The sequence below is a fragment of the Dyella koreensis genome, assembly GCF_044904565.1.
Lineage (GTDB): Bacteria > Pseudomonadota > Gammaproteobacteria > Xanthomonadales > Rhodanobacteraceae > Dyella_D > Dyella_D koreensis.
In genome coordinates this window covers 188,546-204,112 of record NZ_JADIKD010000006.1, presented here as the reverse complement: position 1 = coordinate 204,112, position 15,567 = coordinate 188,546, and the positions used below count along the sequence as shown (strand labels likewise).

The window sequence follows — 15,567 nt, the reverse complement described above, 5'->3', positions numbered from 1 at the left end:
CCTGCTTCGCCATTGCCACTTCGCGTAGCGGATCAAATGTGGCACAACGAAGACCGGGTTCCTGCCACTGGAGCAGATCATGGGCCATCCCATCGAAGGCGGCTGCCTGTGCGGCGCCGTCCGCTATCGCGCCAGCGGCAAGCCGCTCGCGCAGACCCTCTGTCATTGCCGAAGTTGCCGGCTCGCCAGCGGCGCGCCCGCGCTCGCCTGGGTGGTTTTCCGCGCTGACGACTTCGTCTTTGTGCAGGGAGAGCCCGCCGAGTTTTCGTCATCTCCCGGTGTAGTCCGCGGTTTCTGTCCCCAATGCGGTACGCCGCTGACCTATCGGCGTGCGACCAAAGGGGACACCATCGATGTCACTACCGCGACACTGGATAGCGCGGACGATTTCGCGCCGACCAAGGAAATCTGGGTCGACCACAAACTGACATGGGCATGCCTCAATGACGCCCTTCCTCATTACGCGAAAAGCAGTGTGGGAGCTTTGCCTCTGACTAAGGGAGATACGCCGTGAAAGTCATCGGCCTGATCGGCGGCATGAGTTGGGAATCCACCGTGCCGTACTACCGGCAGATCAACGAAACGATTCGTGAGCATCTGGGCGGACTGCACTCGGCAAAGATCGTGCTCTACAGCGTCGATTTCCACGAAGTGGAACGGTTGCAGCACAGCGGCGACTGGGAGGCGGCGGGAAGCATGCTCGCCCAGGCTGCCCGGTCACTCGAATCCGCCGGCGCGGACTTCCTGGTCTTGTGCACCAACACCATGCACAAAGTCGCCGCCGCCATCGAGTCCGCAGTGCGCATTCCGTTGTTCCACATTGCCGATCCCACCGCCGAAGTCATCAAGCAGGCCGGCCTGACCATGATCGGCCTGCTGGGTACTCGCTTCACCATGGAGCAGGGGTTCTACAAGGACCGTTTGCGCGAGCAACATGAGCTTCAAGTCCTGGTACCCGAAGCTCAGGATCGCGACATCATCCATCGCGTGATTTACGAAGAGCTTTGCCTGGGCAAAGTGCTCAATACGTCCCGCGGCGAGTTCCGCCGCATCATCGCGCAGCTGGCCGACCGAGGCGCGGAGGGCATCATTCTCGGCTGCACCGAAATCTCGCTGTTGATCGGGCCGCAGGATGCGGCGCTGCCCCTGTTCGACACCACCGGCATCCATGCCCGCAAGGCAGCCGAGCTGGCCCTGTCTTCCCGGGAGTCGGCATAACCACTTCACAAGATATCGAAGCAGAACCTGACGAAAGCGGCAGCAAGAAAGCCATCCGTCCGATAGGCGCGCCGCGTTATGTCCGGTGCAATGCCCGGTGCGCGATGTCGCGGCGGCAGAAAGCACCGTCGAAGCGGATCTTCGACACTGCGCCGTAGGCATGCTCGCGGGCAGCCGCAATGTCCTTGCCCAACGCACAGACGGTAAGCACACGCCCGCCCGCCGTGACCGCGTGCCCCTGCGCGTCCAGCTTTGTGCCAGCGTGGAATACCTTCACGTCGTCGCCGAAAGCGGCATCGAGACCGCCGATAACGTCGCCGCTCTTCACCTTGCCCGGATAGCCACCGGCCGCCACCACCACGCCGATGGATGGACGCGAGTCCCAATGAATCGACGTGTGGTGCAACTCACCGTCGAGCGCAGCCTCGATCAGTTCGACCAGGTCGGATTTCAGGCGCAACATGATCGGCTGCGTTTCGGGATCACCAAAGCGCACGTTGAACTCGATGACCTTCGGCGCACCGCTCTTGTCGATCATCAGGCCGGCATAGAGGAACCCGATAAAGGGCGCCCCCTCGGCGGCCATGCCGTGCAACGTTGGCTCGATCACTTCTTTGAGGATGCGCTTTTCCACTTCCGGCGTAACCACGGGCGCTGGCGAATACGCCCCCATGCCACCAGTGTTGGGGCCGAGGTCACCCTCGTCGCGGCGCTTGTGGTCCTGGCTGCTGGCCATGGGCAGGGCATGACTGCCATCGCTCATGACGATATAGCTCGCTTCCTCGCCATCGAGGAATTCCTCGATCACCACGCGGGCGGAGGCTTCACCAAAGCTGTGCGCGCCGAGCATGTCGTGCAGTGCCTGCTCGGCATCGGCCAGGGTCAGCGCCACCACCACGCCCTTGCCGGCAGCGAGGCCGTCGGCCTTGATCACGATGGGCGCACCATGCTTCTGCACGTAGGCCAATGCAGGATTGAGTTGGGTGAACACCGCGTAGCGCGCGGTGGGAATGTTGTGGCGGAGCAGGAAATCCTTGGCGAAGGCCTTGGAGCCTTCCAGCTGCGCAGCGATGGCGCGGGGCCCGAAGATGCGCAGGCCGGCGGCGCGGAACTTGTCGACCACACCGGCCACCAGCGGCACTTCCGGACCGACCACGGTGAGCGTGACCTTTTCGTCGCGGGCAAGCTTGAGCAGACCCTCCAGGTCGGTCACGGCCACGTCGGCGTTGCGTACACCGCGCTCGAGCGCGGTGCCGGCATTGCCCGGCGCCACGATCACTTCGCTGACCCGCGGCGACTGCTTGAGCTTCCACGCCAGTGCGTGCTCGCGCCCGCCGTTGCCGATGACCAGAACCTTCATGCCTTGCTCCGCTGCTGAGGGACGCCCCGCCGGGCGTAGCGCGCCATTGTACCGGCTGCTTGCCCGCTCACGGCCAGATTTGCGCCCGCCCGTGGCGCGAATGGCCGCCTATGCTCCCGGCTCCGGAACCCGGGCATACCCAAGGAGAGACCCATGAAACACTTTGTCTGGCTGTACTTGCTGTCGTTCGCGCTGATCGGACTCGGCCGACCGGTGCAGGCGGCGCCGTGGCAGGAGCACCCGGAGTGGCGCGCCACGTTCACCAAGGTCGGCGTGCCGCCGGGCACCATGCTGGTGTACGACGAGAAGGCCGACGCCTGGCATGTGCTGGATGCGCAGCGCGCCCGCCACGGCTACCTGCCGGCCTCCACTTTCAAGCTGTTCAACGCGCTGGTGGCGCTGGAAACAGGCGCGGTGAAGGACGAGTACGAGGTGATCCGCTGGGACGGCAAGACGCGCGGTCCCGCGGACTCGCCCATCACGGAATGGAATCGTGACAACAGCCTTGCTAGCGGTATGCGCTATTCGACGCTGTGGTTCTATCAGGAAGTGGCGCGCCGGGCCGGCGAGCAACACATGCAAGCGTGGATCGACAAAGTCGGTTACGGCAATCGCGACATCAGCGGCGGCATCGATCAGTTCTGGCTGAACGGCAAGCTGCGCATCTCGGCGGAGCAGCAGGTGGATTTTCTTCGCAGGCTCGCCGACAACAAGCTGCCGTTCTCTGCACGCGCGCAGGAAACGGTACGCCGCATCAGCATCACCGAATCACAACCCGGCTACGAGCTGCATGCCAAGACCGGCTTCGGCAGTGATGCTGCTCAAAATGCCGCGCATGACGGGCTCGGCTGGTATGTGGGTTGGGTCGAGCACGATGGGCGCCGCTGGTTCTTCGCCTTGAACGTCGACCTGCCCAAGTTCAGCGATGCGCCCAAGCGGGTGGCGCTGGCGAAGCAATTGCTGACGCAGCTCGGAGCGTTGCCGCCTGCCAGCTGACGATCACTGTAGGAGCCCACCCTGTGGGCGAAAGCCAGCAGGGCCTGGAGAGCAGCGCGCGGCCCTATCGGGCCGTTTCGCCCACAGGGTGGGCTCCTACAGCAGCTCCAGCAAGGCGGCGCGCGGGAGCTTGCCCGTTTCATTGCGGGGCAATGCATCGACCAGGCGCAGCGGGCGCGGCAGGAAAACGGGCTCGATGGAGTGGCGCAGGGCTTCAAGAATGGTGTGCTCATCCAGCCCTGGCGCCACGACCAGGGCAGCGATGCGCTTCACGCCGATCATGTCGCCGTCGAGCTGGAACACCACGCCATCCTGCACACCCGGGATGGCCAGCAGGCGACGAGTGAGGTCGCCGACCGACGCACGCTTGCCGGCAATTTCCAGCAGGTCCGCGTGGCGGCCACACAGACGGAAGCGACGGCCTTCATCCTGCAAGCTGACAATGTCGGCCAGGGTGATCGGTGTCTCCAACTGCGGCGCCTCGACGGCGGTGCCGTCCGGCTGCGGATGCAGGTGCACGCCTTCGTAGAGTGCCCACGGCTCGTCATCCGCCGCACGGCGTGAGGCGATGACGCAGGTTTCGGTAGAGCCAAACACTTCCAGCATCGGTGCGCCGAAGCGCTCTTCGGCGGTGCGCGCCAGCTCGGGTGGCATCGGCGCGGTGGCCGACATCATCGCGGCGATCGGCGGCAACATGACACCGGATTCAACCAGAGCACGCAGGTGGATCGGCGTGGTCACCAGGACACGCGGACCAGGCATCTGCGCGAGGGCGGCCGCGATATCGGCGGGGAAGAACGGACGCCCTGCATGCACACCCACGTCGCTCAGCAAGGGCAGCAGCACCGAGGTTTCCATGCCGTACATATGCTGCGGTGGCACCGTGGCCACGACATCGAAATGACCGCCGACCACGGCACGCAAGGCGCGCAGATTGCCGGCATTGCTGGCGTGGAAACTGCGCCAGGTCTTCGGATACGACTTGGGCACGCCCGTGGAGCCGGAGGTATAGCCGATCGCCACGACATGATCCGCGGGAATCAGCGGCACTACGAACAAGTCACCTTGCGCCGGCGTGGCATCCAGCACAGGCATGCGGTGATAACCGGGCGGCGCCGGATCCAGCGCCTGCTCGCCTACGGCGTAGCTGCCGGGATAGCCGGCCATCACGTCGACCACCGCCTGCGGCGCGCGCGACGACGGCAACAGATTGGCCTGGCCACGCAGCACGATGGCGCAGAACGCAACCAGAAAGGCATAGCGGTCTTCGCACAGGTTCACCGCCGCCGAGCCACTGGGCAATACCGCCGCCACTTGCTGCACGTGCGCCAGGAACTGCGCCGCACTGACCGACTTGCCGTCGTGCCAGGCCACGGTGCGCGCAGGATTGCCGGCGGCAAGCAGCGGCAGGCCGGTGGCGGCAAGATCGTGGCGGTAGCTGTCGTAGACGATGGCCAAGCAGTGTCTCCCTATAGTCCGAAGCGGCAGCAATGCCTCGTCGAACCGGCCCCTACGGACCGGCAACGCTGGGTACGGAACAACCCAGGCGAGGATTCCCCCATCCTCGCGATGACCGCTGAATCACTCCCCACCGGCGCCAGGGGCATGCAGAGCGTGTTCATGGTGGCCGACGAATCGGCACGGGTCAGGAGCGGATGATAGCGCCGGTCAGGGCGTCGCGTATCGCCGTGGGGCGCTCCAAGCCCCCCAGCGGGGCGTCCAGCAAGCCGTCCAAGGCTTCGCCGAAGTAGGTCGCCACGGTGGCGGCGGAACGCGCCGGCGGCGACCCGTGCGGGTTGGCGCTGGTGGATACCAGGGCGCCGCCAAACGCTTTGCATAGCGCTGCGGCCGGCGGATGCGCCGTCACGCGCAGCGCGATGCCGGCGTGCGTGCCAGCCACCCATGCCGGCACGGCGGCCGAGCGGGGGAAGATCCAGGTATTCGGGCCGGGCCAGCTGGCATGGACTTGCGCCAGCACGTCCGGCGACACCGCGTCGAGATCGATGTAGCGCTCGACCTGCGCGAAATCGGCGGCGATCAGCAGCACGCCCTGGGTCGATGGCCGCTGCTTCAGCGCAAACAGCCGCTCGAGGGCCTGCCGGTCATGCGGGTCGCAACCCAGGCCATAGACCGCCTCGGTGGGGTAAGCCAATACACCACCGCCGCGCAGGAGCGCGGCGGCGTCATCGAGCTGGCTGAGGGTGAACGACCGGGCCACCTCAGGCGTCGGCTTTCTTGGCCGTGGTTTTCTTGGCGGGGGCCTTCTTCGCAGCGGCTTTCTTGGTGGCCGTTTTCTTCGTTGCCGTCTTCTTGGTGGCAGCCTTCTTTGCTGCGGCCTTCTTCGCCGGTGCCTTCTTGGCCGCTGCTTTCTTGGCTGCGGGAGCCGCCTTCTTCGCAGCATTCTTCTTGAACGCGCCGCGTCCCTTCTTGACCGGTGCCGCCGCGAGCAGCTCAAGGCATTGCGCCTCGGTCAGCTCCTTCGGCTCCTGGTCCTTCGGGATGCGCGCGTTCTTCTCGCCATCGGTGATGTACGGGCCAAAGCGGCCATTGAGTACCTGCACGCCGTTGCCGAAGTCCTTGATCACCCGGTTGGCGAGCATCTCCAGCTTTTCCTGCACGATCTGCAGGGCGCGCGGCAACTCGATGGTGTACGGATCGTCCTCGGCCTTGAGCGAGGCGTAAGTACTGCCCTGCTTCACGAACGGACCGAAGCGGCCCACGCCCACACTCACCTCGTCGCCGTTCTCGGCCTGGCCGAGTTTGCGCGGCAGCTTGAACAGCTCCAGCGCATCTTCCAGCGCAATGGTGTGCATGCTCTGGCCGGTACGGAGGCTCGCGAACTGGAGCTTCTCGTCCTGGTCCTTGTCGCCGATCTGCGCATACGGCCCGTAGCGGCCCAGACGCACCGACACCGGCTTGCCGGTCTTGGGATCCGTGCCCAGCTCGCGCGCACCGGTGGCTTCGCTGCGGTCGACCGTCTCGGTCTTCTCGTCCACCTGCTGCTTGAACGGCACCCAGAAGCGTTCCATCAGCGGCACCCAGGCCTCTTCGCCGCGGCTTACCGCGTCCAGCTCGTCCTCGAGCTTGGCGGTGAAGTCGTAATCCACGTAGCGGGTGAAATGCTGGGTGAGGAACTTGCTGACCGCGCGGCCGACATCGGTCGGCTTGAAGCGGCGACTGTCGAGGAACACGTACTCACGGTTGAGCAGCACTTGGATGATGCTGGCGTAGGTCGACGGGCGGCCGATGCCATGCTCTTCCAGCGTCTTCACCAGGCTGGCTTCGGAGTAACGCGGCGGCGGCTCGGTGAAGTGCTGGTCGGCGACGATGTCATGCAGCGCGATCTGCTCGCCCACGGTCAGGCGCGGCAGGCGGCGACCTTCGTCTTCGTCTTCCGCGCTCTTCTGGTCGCGGCCTTCCTCGTACACGGCCAGGAAGCCGGGGTCGACCACGGTGGTACCCGTGGCACGAAACGCGGCGTCGCCGCCGGCCACGTGCTTGAGATCGAAGTCCACCGACACCGTGTTGAGCGTGGCGTGGATCATCTGGCAGGCCACCGTGCGCTTCCAGATCAGCTCGTACAGCTTGCGCTGCTCTTCGTTGAGGAAGCCCGCGACTTCGCGCGGTGTGCGCATGGCCGAGGTCGGACGTACCGCCTCATGCGCTTCCTGCGCGTTCTTGGACTTGGACTTGTAAACCTGCGGATGATCCGGCAGCGCCTTGTTGCCGTAGTCGCGGGCGATCAGCTCGCGCAGCTCGCCCAAGGCGTCTTCGGACAGCGCGACCGAGTCGGTACGCATGTAGGTGATCAGACCGACATTGCCCTCGCTGCCGAGCGAAACGCCTTCGTACAGACCCTGGGCGATCTTCATTGTGCGGCTGGTGGAGAAGCCGAGCTTGCGCGCGGCCTCCTGCTGCAGGGTCGAGGTGGTGAATGGCGGTGCCGGGCGGCGCTTGCGCTCCTTGCTGCCCACTTCGCTGACCGTGAGGCGGCCATGCGCGGCTTCCTTCAGCGCGGCACGGGCGGCCATGGCGTCGGCCTCGTTGGTGAGGTCGAACTGCTCGAACTTCTTGCCGTGCAGCTTGGTCAGGCGGGCGGTGAAATCACCCTCCGGATGACGCAGGGCGGCCTCGACCGTCCAGTACTCGCGCGACACGAAGGCTTCGATCTCTTCCTCGCGCTCCACGATCATGCGCAGCGCCGGGCTCTGCACGCGGCCGGCGGACAGACCGCGCTGCACCTTGCGCCACAGCACCGGCGACAGGTTGAAGCCCACCAGGTAATCCAGGGCGCGGCGCGCCTGCTGGGCATCGACCAGATCGTGCGACAGCTGGCGCGGCTGGGCTACGGCGGCCTTGATCGCTTTCGGGGTGATCTCGGAGAACACCACGCGATGCAGCTGCTTGCCGGCGGTCAGCCCGCGCTCCTTGAGGATCTCGCTGATATGCCAGCTGATCGCCTCACCTTCGCGATCCAAGTCGGTCGCGAGATAGATGTCATCGGCCAGTTTGGCCGCCTTGGCAATGGCGTCGACGTGTTTCTCGTTGCGGTCGATCACCTCGTAGGCCATGGCGAAACCATGCTCGGGGTCGACGGCGCCCTCCTTCGGCTTGAGGTCGCGCACATGACCGTAGGAGGCCAGGACCTGAAAGTCCTTGCCGAGGTATTTGTTGATCGTCTTGGCCTTGGCCGGCGATTCAACGATGAGCAGGTTTTTTGCCATGAAACAGGGTTTCCAGAAGCCAATGGCCCGCCACGTGGGACGGGCCTTCCTATATCTAGTTAAAGGCATGCCCCGCTGGCGCCGTCAAGCTGGATCTCGTGAAAACGAGGTGCAGAGCGACTTTGCCGGGGTCAGCCCGCGGGTCAGGGAGGATCGGGCAGCCGTTGATAACGGCCTCCGGGAAGGCCTTCGACCACGCCTTCCAGTTCAAGCATGAGCAACATCGATGACAAAGCTGGGGCTGGCAGGCCGGTGCGTTCAGCCAACTCGTCCAGCGAAGCCGGATCGTGACCCAGCGCCGCCAGCAGTTGCCGATACTCCGGATCACCGCTCCACCCGGGAGCCTGACCCGGTGACCGGCCCGATGGCGTCTCCTCGCTCAGGCGGCTGGCCAACTCCGCACCCAGCGCCTGCGCTTGCGGCGCCAGCAGTGCGATCATCTCGCTCGCGCTCTCCACCAGTCGCGCGCCATCGCGGATCAGCCGATGGCAGCCACGGGCGAGCGGATTATGAATGGAGCCGGGCAGGGCGAAAACCTCTCGTCCTTGTTCCCCAGCCAATCGGGCGGTAATTAGGGAGCCGGATTGCAGACCCGCCTCTACCACCAGGGTGCCCAGTGCTAGGCCTGCCAGGATGCGATTGCGGCGGGGAAAGTGGTCGGCACACGCCGGCGTGCCAAGCGGAAATTCGCTGACCAGGGCGCCATGTTCGGCGATACGCCGCGCCAGCACATGGTGCTTGCGCGGATAGACGCGATCGGCACCGGTGCCGATTACCGCGACCGTCGGCCGCCCAAGATCCAGCGCTGCCTCATGCGCGGCTCCATCAACCCCGTCCGCCATGCCGCTGGTGATGGTGAAGCCGGCAAGCGCCAGCTCGCGCGCGAAGGCCCGGGCATGGGCCAACCCGACGGCGGTGGCGTTGCGCGCACCGACGATCGCCACCTGAGGATGCAGCAGCAGACTCGCGTCACCGGCGACAAACAGAGCGGCCGGTGGCTGCGGAATGGCTTCCAGCAGCGGCGGAAAATCCAGTTCGTTACAGCGCAACAGACGATGGCCCGGCTCGTTCAACCAGGCCAGATCGGATTGCAGCAATGTCTCGTCCGGCTGTTCCAGCCAGGCACGGGCCTCGTCATCCATGGCGGTGTGGTGGCGCTGCAGATGGTTCAGCACCGCCTCAATCCGTCCGCCGTGGGCGACCAGCCCTTCGCGCAGGCGGCCGGGGCCTAGTCCTGGCACACGCAGCAGGATCAGCCAGGCGCGCAGTTCGTCCTGTTCACTCATCCGGGCAGTCTAAGCGGAGCCCACAAACAAGAACGGCGCGGATGATCCGCGCCGTTCTGTCAGGCGATGCCGATAACTTATTCAGGCAAAGCCAGGCGGTCGCCCTTGTGCACCGGACGCAGGCCATCCATCACCAAGCCATAGCTGACGCGATCGAAGGTGCGGAACACCATCACGTGTCCGATGAACTCATCCGGCAACGTCACCCGCTTGCCGACACCGCGGTCCCAACTGTTGCTGGCGACGTCATCATGGATGTTTTCGCCCGGCTGGAAGATCGAGTAGGTCTGACCGTTCTCCGCGCCGTCCTTCGCACCGATGGAGAGCGCGACGACCTGACGCGGACCGACCGCATCCATGGCGTCAGCGAAGGCGATCACGCGGGCGTTATCCGTCACCGTCTTCGGCGCATGGGGGTAGTAGTAAGCGTCGTACGGCTTGTCGTCGATCGGCATGACGCGATCGCCCTTGCGGATCTCCTGCGTGGAGTCGAGCAGCAGCAGGGTCGAGGGATCGCCGGTGCGCAGGGTCTCGGCCGTGCCGATCACCGCCACTTCCACACCCAGGTCGTTGCCGCGGCCGTAATGGCCGTCGTTGCGGAAGTCTTCCTTCCACGGGCCCCTGACCATCGACACATCGCTGTCGAGATCATGACCGACGATCCCATTACCAGGATCGCTGCGGTCGTCTTCCTTGAAGCCGCGGAACACGTGGCTGGGACGCACGATGGCCCAACGCTGCCCCGGCTCGCCCTTGAGGTTGCGCACGTAGATGTTCTGGCCGACCGCTCCGCGCAGGCGCGCCTCTTCGAAGCCCACGACATACGGCGAGTCGTTGACCTCGTTGGAGTTCATCACGCGCATATCCTTGAGGAACATGCGCAGCTCGGACAGCGGAATGGCGGGAATCGCCTCGCCCTCGGCACGCACCCGCGGCTGCAAGCCGAGGCGCGGACCGTTGATAAAGGAAAGGTTGAGCACGTCACCCGGATAAATCAGATGCGGGTTCTGCACCTGCGGGTTGGCCTGCCAGATCTCAGGCCACAGCCAGGGCTTGGACAGGAAACGCGCGGAAATTCCCCACAAGGTATCGCCCTTGCGCACGGTATACGTGTCGGGATGATCCGCACGCAATTGAGCGCCAGCAGCGTACACGGCCACGGTGACCAGCATGCCGGCCAGCAGCCCGATGGACTTTCTGATCATAAACGGGATTCCCCCATCCCCCGATGCTCGGGCGAGTGTAACCGAAGGTTTCACGCCTGCAACCAGAGCCAGTTGGCAAATTCGCCTGCCAGACACGGGCTTGCCGACGTACAATAAGGCTCATTCTAGATCGCGCCCGGGCCTGGTTTTCACCGATTCGCCCGCAATTTCGGCGCCAAGGTAAAAGCAGATGTCCATCCTGACCATTCTTGAATTTCCCGACCCCCGCCTGCGCACCAAGGCCGAGCCCGTGCGCGTGTTCGATGCCGAGCTGAAGCAGTTCGTGGCCGACATGTTCGAGACCATGTACGCCGCCAACGGCGTCGGCCTCGCCGCCACGCAGGTCAACGTGCATCAGCGCGTGCTGGTGGCGGACATGAGCGATGAGCGCAATCAGCCCCTTGCGCTGATCAACGCCGAGATTATCGAGAAGGACGGCGCCCAGGTGTACCAGGAGGGCTGCCTGTCCTTCCCCGGCATCTATGCCGATGTCACCCGCGCGCTGAAGGTGAAGGTCAAGGCGAACGATGTCGACGGCAACGAGATCGTCGTCGAAGCCGAAGGCCCGCTGGCCGTGTGCATCCAGCATGAGATGGATCATCTCGCCGGCAAGGTGTTCGTCGATCACCTGTCGCCCCTCAAGCGCTCCCTGCTGCTCAAGCGCATGGAGAAGCAGCGCAAGCAGGCGGCGAGCGCTTGAGCGCCGCCCCGCTGCGGGTGGTCTTCGCCGGCACGCCTGAATTCTCCGTCCCCTGCCTTGAAGCCTGCCGCGCCAGCGGCGCCGAGGTGGTGGCCGTCTACACCCAGCCCGATCGTCCGGCCGGCCGCGGCCGCAAGCTCACGCCCAGCCCGGTGAAGCAAGCCGCGGTGGCGGCAGGTATTCCGGTCGAACAACCCGAATCGCTGAAGAGCCAGGAAGCACGCGACGCGCTCGCCGCGTATCGCGCTGACCTGATGGTCGTGGTGGCCTACGGCCTGATCCTGCCGCGCAAGGTGCTGGCGCTGCCACGCCTGGGCTGCTGGAACGTGCACGCCAGTCTGCTGCCGCGCTGGCGTGGCGCGGCCCCGATCCAGCGCGCCATTCTCGCCGGCGATGCCGAAAGCGGCGTCGATCTGATGCAGATGGAGGCAGGCCTCGATACCGGCCCGGTACTGCTCGAGCGGCGCACGCTTATTAACCGCGACGACACCGGCGGCTCACTGCACGACCGTCTGTCCGCGCTCGGTGCCGATGCGCTCGCGGAAGGCTTGCGCCGCGTCATCGCCGGCGAAACCCTCATCGCTACGCCGCAGCCCGAAGCCGGCGTCGTCTATGCGCACAAGCTGGACAAGGCCGAGGCGAAGCTCGACTTCCATCGCCCCGCGATCGAGCTGGAACGCCAGGTGCGCGCCTTCGATCCCTGGCCGGTCGCCGAAGGCGACATCGCCGGTGAGTCGCTGCGCATCTGGGCCGCGCAGGCAGTAGAGCGCGAGCATCACGCAACTCCTGGCAGCGTGCTTTCGACGGGACGGGACGGCATCGAGATCGCCTGTGGCGAAGGCAGCCTGCGCGTGACCTCGCTGCAACGCGCCGGCGGCAAGCGTATCGGTGCCGCCGACTATCTCAACGCGCGGCCCGACCTGCGCGCCGCCCGATGACCGACACCCGCGCACTCGCCGCGCAGGCGCTGGCCGAGGTGGCCTTGCGCGGCACCTCGCTGCGCGACGCGATGGAGCGCTACGCGCCCAAACTGCAGGACTCCCGCGACCGCGCTCTGCTGATGGCTCTGCTCAGCGACGGCGCCCGCTGGTGGCTGCGCTTCGACGCCGCCCTCGACCGCCTGCTCGAGAAGCCGCTGCGCCAGAAGGAACCGGCGATCCACGCCCTGCTAGTGCTGGGCCTGGTGCAGCTGGAAATCCTCCAATTACCCGATTACGCCGCGGTTGCCGCCACCGTGCAGGCCGCACGGGCCCTACAGCGACCGCGCATGGCCGGACTGGTCAATGCGATCCTGCGTCGCTGGCAGCGCGAGCGTGGCGAACTGCTCGCAGCGCTCGACAGCAAGCCGCAGACACACCACGCACACCCCGCCTGGCTGGCCAAGACGATCGCCCGCGACTGGCCGGAACAGGCCGACGCCATCATGGCCGCCGACAATCGCGAACCGCCCCTGATGCTGCGCGCCAACGCCCGCCGCACGCCACGCGATGCGCTGATCGAGCGCCTGCGATCGGATGGCTATACCGCCGAGGCGCATCCCTGGCTCGCCGACGGCATCGTGCTGCCGCACAGTGCCGACGTCACCCGCATGCCGGGTTTCGCCGAAGGTCTCTTCGCTGTGCAGGACGGAGCCGCGCAGGTTGCCGCCGATCTGGCCGATGTACGTGATGGTCAGCGCGTGCTGGATGCCTGCGCCGCACCTGGCGGCAAGGCCTGCCACTTGCTGGAGCGCGCCGATATCGCGCTCACCGCGCTGGAGTTCGACGCCGGCCGCGCCAAACGCATCCGGCAAAACCTGGAGCGTCTGGGCCACCAGGCGAGTGTGGTGATCGGTGATGCTGGCGAACCCGCGCCCTGGTGGGACGGCCACGTCTTCGACCGCATCCTGATCGATGCGCCGTGCTCGGCCACTGGCGTATTGCGCCGCCGCCCGGACGTGCGCCTGCACCGCCGCGACAGCGACATCCCGGCGATGGCCGCACAGCAACGGCGCATTCTCGATGCGCTGTGGTCCCTGCTCGCACCGGGCGGCAAGCTGGTTTACATCACGTGCTCGTTGCTCAGGGCGGAAAACGAGGCCGTCGTCGAGGCTTTCCTGGCCGGGCACGCGGATGCCGAAACCACCGCCTTCACCTTGCCAGCGGGCCAGCCCGCCAAGCTCGGCTGGCAGATCCTGCCCGGCGATGGCGATCTCGACGGCATGTACTATGCCGTGCTCGGCAAGCGCTGATCGCGCTGCTCAGCACCGGGTAAGCCCACCGGTTTAGAACATCGCCATTTAGAGCATCGACCCGCCTGCCACGCGGCACCGCCGCCGGAAAATACGCATGTCCGTCGCCACCCCAGCCACCTCCCAGGAACGCCGTTATTTCTGGCTGCTGCTGATCTTCGCCATCGTGGTGATCGGCGCCGGCATCGGCCTGCGCGACCCATGGCCCTCGGATGAGCCCCGCTTCACCCTGGCTGCCAAGCAGATGGTGGAAAGCGGCGACTGGCTGTTCCCGCACCGTGGTAGCGAGCTGTATTCGGACAAGCCGCCGATGCTGATGTGGACGGAAGCGGCCAGTTACGTCATCACCGGCAGCTGGCGCGTGGCCTTTCTACTGCCGTCGCTGCTTGCCGCACTGGGCACCTTGCTGCTGGTGTACGACCTCGGCCGGCGTATGTGGAGTCGGCAAGCTGGCCTTTATGCCAGCACCGCACTGCTGCTGAGTTTCCAGTTCGTCTATCAGGTGAAGCGGGCGCAGATCGATCCCCTGGTGCTGTTCTATATCACCGCGGCCAACTGGGGCCTGCTGGTGCATTTGCTGAAAGGGCCGAACTGGCGCGCGTACTGGTTTGGCTGTTTCTGCGCCGGCCTGGGCGTGATCACCAAAGGTGTCGGCATCATCAGCCTGTTGATGCTGCTGCCTTATCTGGTGGCGTGGCGCTGGCAATGGGAAGGCATCTCACGCATGGGTGCAGGCGCATGGTGGCGGTGGCTGCTCGGACTGGTGGCGCTACTCGCCGCCATCGCGCTGTGGCTGCTGCCGATGCTGCTTGGCGTCAAGGCGCATGGCGGCGATCCGGCTTACATCGCCTATCTCAACGACATCCTGTTCCGCCAGACCGCGCAGCGTTACAGCAATGCCTGGCACCACATTCATTCTCCGCTGTACTACATCCCGATCATGATGTTCAGCTGGCTTCCGCTTTCGCTGATCTACCCAGGCGCGATACCGCGCTGGTGGCAGCACCTGAAAGCGAAAGACGCGCGGCAGCTCCTGCTGCTGGGCTGGTTGTTGCTGGTGCTGCTGTTCTTCAGCGCATCGCCTGGCAAGCGCGACGTGTACATCCTGCCCATGCTGCCGATGATGGCACTGGCTGCCGCCCCGTTCCTCGGCGAGCTGCTGCAAACCCGCTGGCTGCGCAGCCTGGGCCTGCTGTTTATCGGAGTGATGGGCGTCGCGCTGCTGTCACTGGGCGCATATGCATTGATCGCCCATCCGGCCTTCGTCGCGAATCTCGCGACCACTCGCGGCTTCGATAAAGGCGACGAACATTCGCTATGGTGGATGTGCATCGCCATGGGCGGCACTCAACTCGTCCTGGTCGCCGTCCTGCGCTTGCGCCATGCCGCGTGGGCCGTGGCAGGTGGCATGGCGGCCATCTGGCTCGCATGGAGCCTATGGGCCTATCCCTTGCTCAACGACTCCAGTTCGTCCGCAGGACTGATGCGCGAAGTGCGCGAACACGTCCCCGCCCATGACGAGCTGGGCATGATTGCCTGGAAAGAACAAAACCTGTTGATGCTGGAGCGCCCCGCCATCGACTTCGGCTTCAGCGTGCCCTCGCACGAGCAATACGCAGCAGCGATAAAGTGGCAGGCGCAACTGCCCGCTACGCGCTGGCTGTTCGCTGTGGATACGGCCATCGGCGACTGCGTGGATCGTGCCAAGGCGGTCAGCCTCGGCAGCGCCAATCGTCGCGAATGGTGGCTGTTCAAGGCGGATGCCGTGGTGCCGGGCTGCGTGCCAAGCGAGGATGTGGAACCCGCCACTCCCGGCACGACCGACTGAGCAGACCAACCAGCGGGCCA

At 65.5% G+C, this 15,567-nt stretch carries 13 protein-coding genes; 7 read left to right on the top strand and 6 right to left on the bottom strand.

Annotation, left to right across the window (positions count from 1 at the left end):
* Nucleotides 1-79 precede the first annotated feature (79 nt).
* The gene (locus ISS97_RS02825) at nucleotides 80-514 is read left to right on the top strand and encodes a GFA family protein (RefSeq protein ID WP_379984837.1); all 435 of its coding nucleotides are present in this window, start codon (nucleotides 80-82) and stop codon (nucleotides 512-514) included.
* A 23-nt stretch (nucleotides 515-537) separates the two neighbouring features.
* Nucleotides 538-1,218 (top strand): aspartate/glutamate racemase family protein, encoded by a 681-nt coding sequence (locus ISS97_RS02820; RefSeq protein ID WP_379985009.1) that lies wholly within the window; start codon nucleotides 538-540, stop codon nucleotides 1,216-1,218.
* 76 nt (nucleotides 1,219-1,294) lie between these two features.
* Here the strand turns inward: ISS97_RS02820 and purD are convergent, their stop codons facing one another.
* The gene (purD, locus tag ISS97_RS02815; protein WP_379984836.1) at nucleotides 1,295-2,578 is read right to left on the bottom strand and encodes a phosphoribosylamine--glycine ligase; all 1,284 of its coding nucleotides are present in this window, start codon (nucleotides 2,576-2,578) and stop codon (nucleotides 1,295-1,297) included.
* 153 nt (nucleotides 2,579-2,731) lie between these two features.
* Here purD and blaOXA point away from each other — a divergent pair, with 153 nt between their 5' ends.
* Complete coding sequence (gene blaOXA, locus ISS97_RS02810; RefSeq protein ID WP_379984835.1) at nucleotides 2,732-3,574, top strand: class D beta-lactamase; 843 nt, start codon at nucleotides 2,732-2,734, stop codon at nucleotides 3,572-3,574.
* A gap of 96 nt (nucleotides 3,575-3,670) precedes the next feature.
* On the opposite strand, the gene ISS97_RS02805 is transcribed toward blaOXA, so the two are convergent.
* From ISS97_RS02805 to ISS97_RS02785, 5 genes are all read right to left on the bottom strand, one after another.
* On the bottom strand, nucleotides 3,671-5,032 hold the full coding sequence (locus tag ISS97_RS02805) for an AMP-binding protein (protein WP_379984834.1): 1,362 nt from the start codon (nucleotides 5,030-5,032) through the stop codon (nucleotides 3,671-3,673).
* A 187-nt stretch (nucleotides 5,033-5,219) separates the two neighbouring features.
* Nucleotides 5,220-5,792, bottom strand: coding sequence for an L-threonylcarbamoyladenylate synthase (locus tag ISS97_RS02800; RefSeq protein ID WP_379984833.1), 573 nt, complete (start codon nucleotides 5,790-5,792; stop codon nucleotides 5,220-5,222).
* 1 nt (nucleotide 5,793) lies between these two features.
* Entirely contained in the window at nucleotides 5,794-8,298 is a 2,505-nt protein-coding gene (locus ISS97_RS02795; protein WP_379984832.1) for a DNA topoisomerase I, read from the bottom strand.
* Between the two features lie 143 nt (nucleotides 8,299-8,441).
* On the bottom strand, nucleotides 8,442-9,584 hold the full coding sequence (dprA, locus tag ISS97_RS02790; protein ID WP_379984831.1) for a DNA-processing protein DprA: 1,143 nt from the start codon (nucleotides 9,582-9,584) through the stop codon (nucleotides 8,442-8,444).
* A 77-nt stretch (nucleotides 9,585-9,661) separates the two neighbouring features.
* Complete coding sequence (locus ISS97_RS02785; protein ID WP_379984830.1) at nucleotides 9,662-10,789, bottom strand: LysM peptidoglycan-binding domain-containing protein; 1,128 nt, start codon at nucleotides 10,787-10,789, stop codon at nucleotides 9,662-9,664.
* Between the two features lie 190 nt (nucleotides 10,790-10,979).
* Between ISS97_RS02785 and def the strand changes: the two genes are divergently transcribed.
* The 4 genes from def (at nucleotide 10,980) to ISS97_RS02765 (ending at nucleotide 15,547) form a co-directional block, all read left to right on the top strand.
* Complete coding sequence (gene def / locus ISS97_RS02780) at nucleotides 10,980-11,489, top strand: peptide deformylase (protein WP_379984829.1); 510 nt, start codon at nucleotides 10,980-10,982, stop codon at nucleotides 11,487-11,489.
* Nucleotides 11,486-12,427, top strand: coding sequence for a methionyl-tRNA formyltransferase (gene fmt, locus ISS97_RS02775; protein ID WP_379984828.1), 942 nt, complete (start codon nucleotides 11,486-11,488; stop codon nucleotides 12,425-12,427). Before def ends, fmt begins: the two co-directional genes overlap by 4 nt.
* Entirely contained in the window at nucleotides 12,424-13,719 is a 1,296-nt protein-coding gene (rsmB, locus tag ISS97_RS02770) for a 16S rRNA (cytosine(967)-C(5))-methyltransferase RsmB (protein ID WP_379984827.1), read from the top strand. Before fmt ends, rsmB begins: the two co-directional genes overlap by 4 nt.
* Before the next feature lie 97 nt (nucleotides 13,720-13,816).
* Nucleotides 13,817-15,547: an ArnT family glycosyltransferase gene (locus tag ISS97_RS02765; protein ID WP_379984826.1), complete on the top strand. Its 1,731-nt coding sequence runs from the start codon at nucleotides 13,817-13,819 to the stop codon at nucleotides 15,545-15,547.
* The last annotated feature ends 20 nt before the right edge of the window (nucleotides 15,548-15,567 follow it).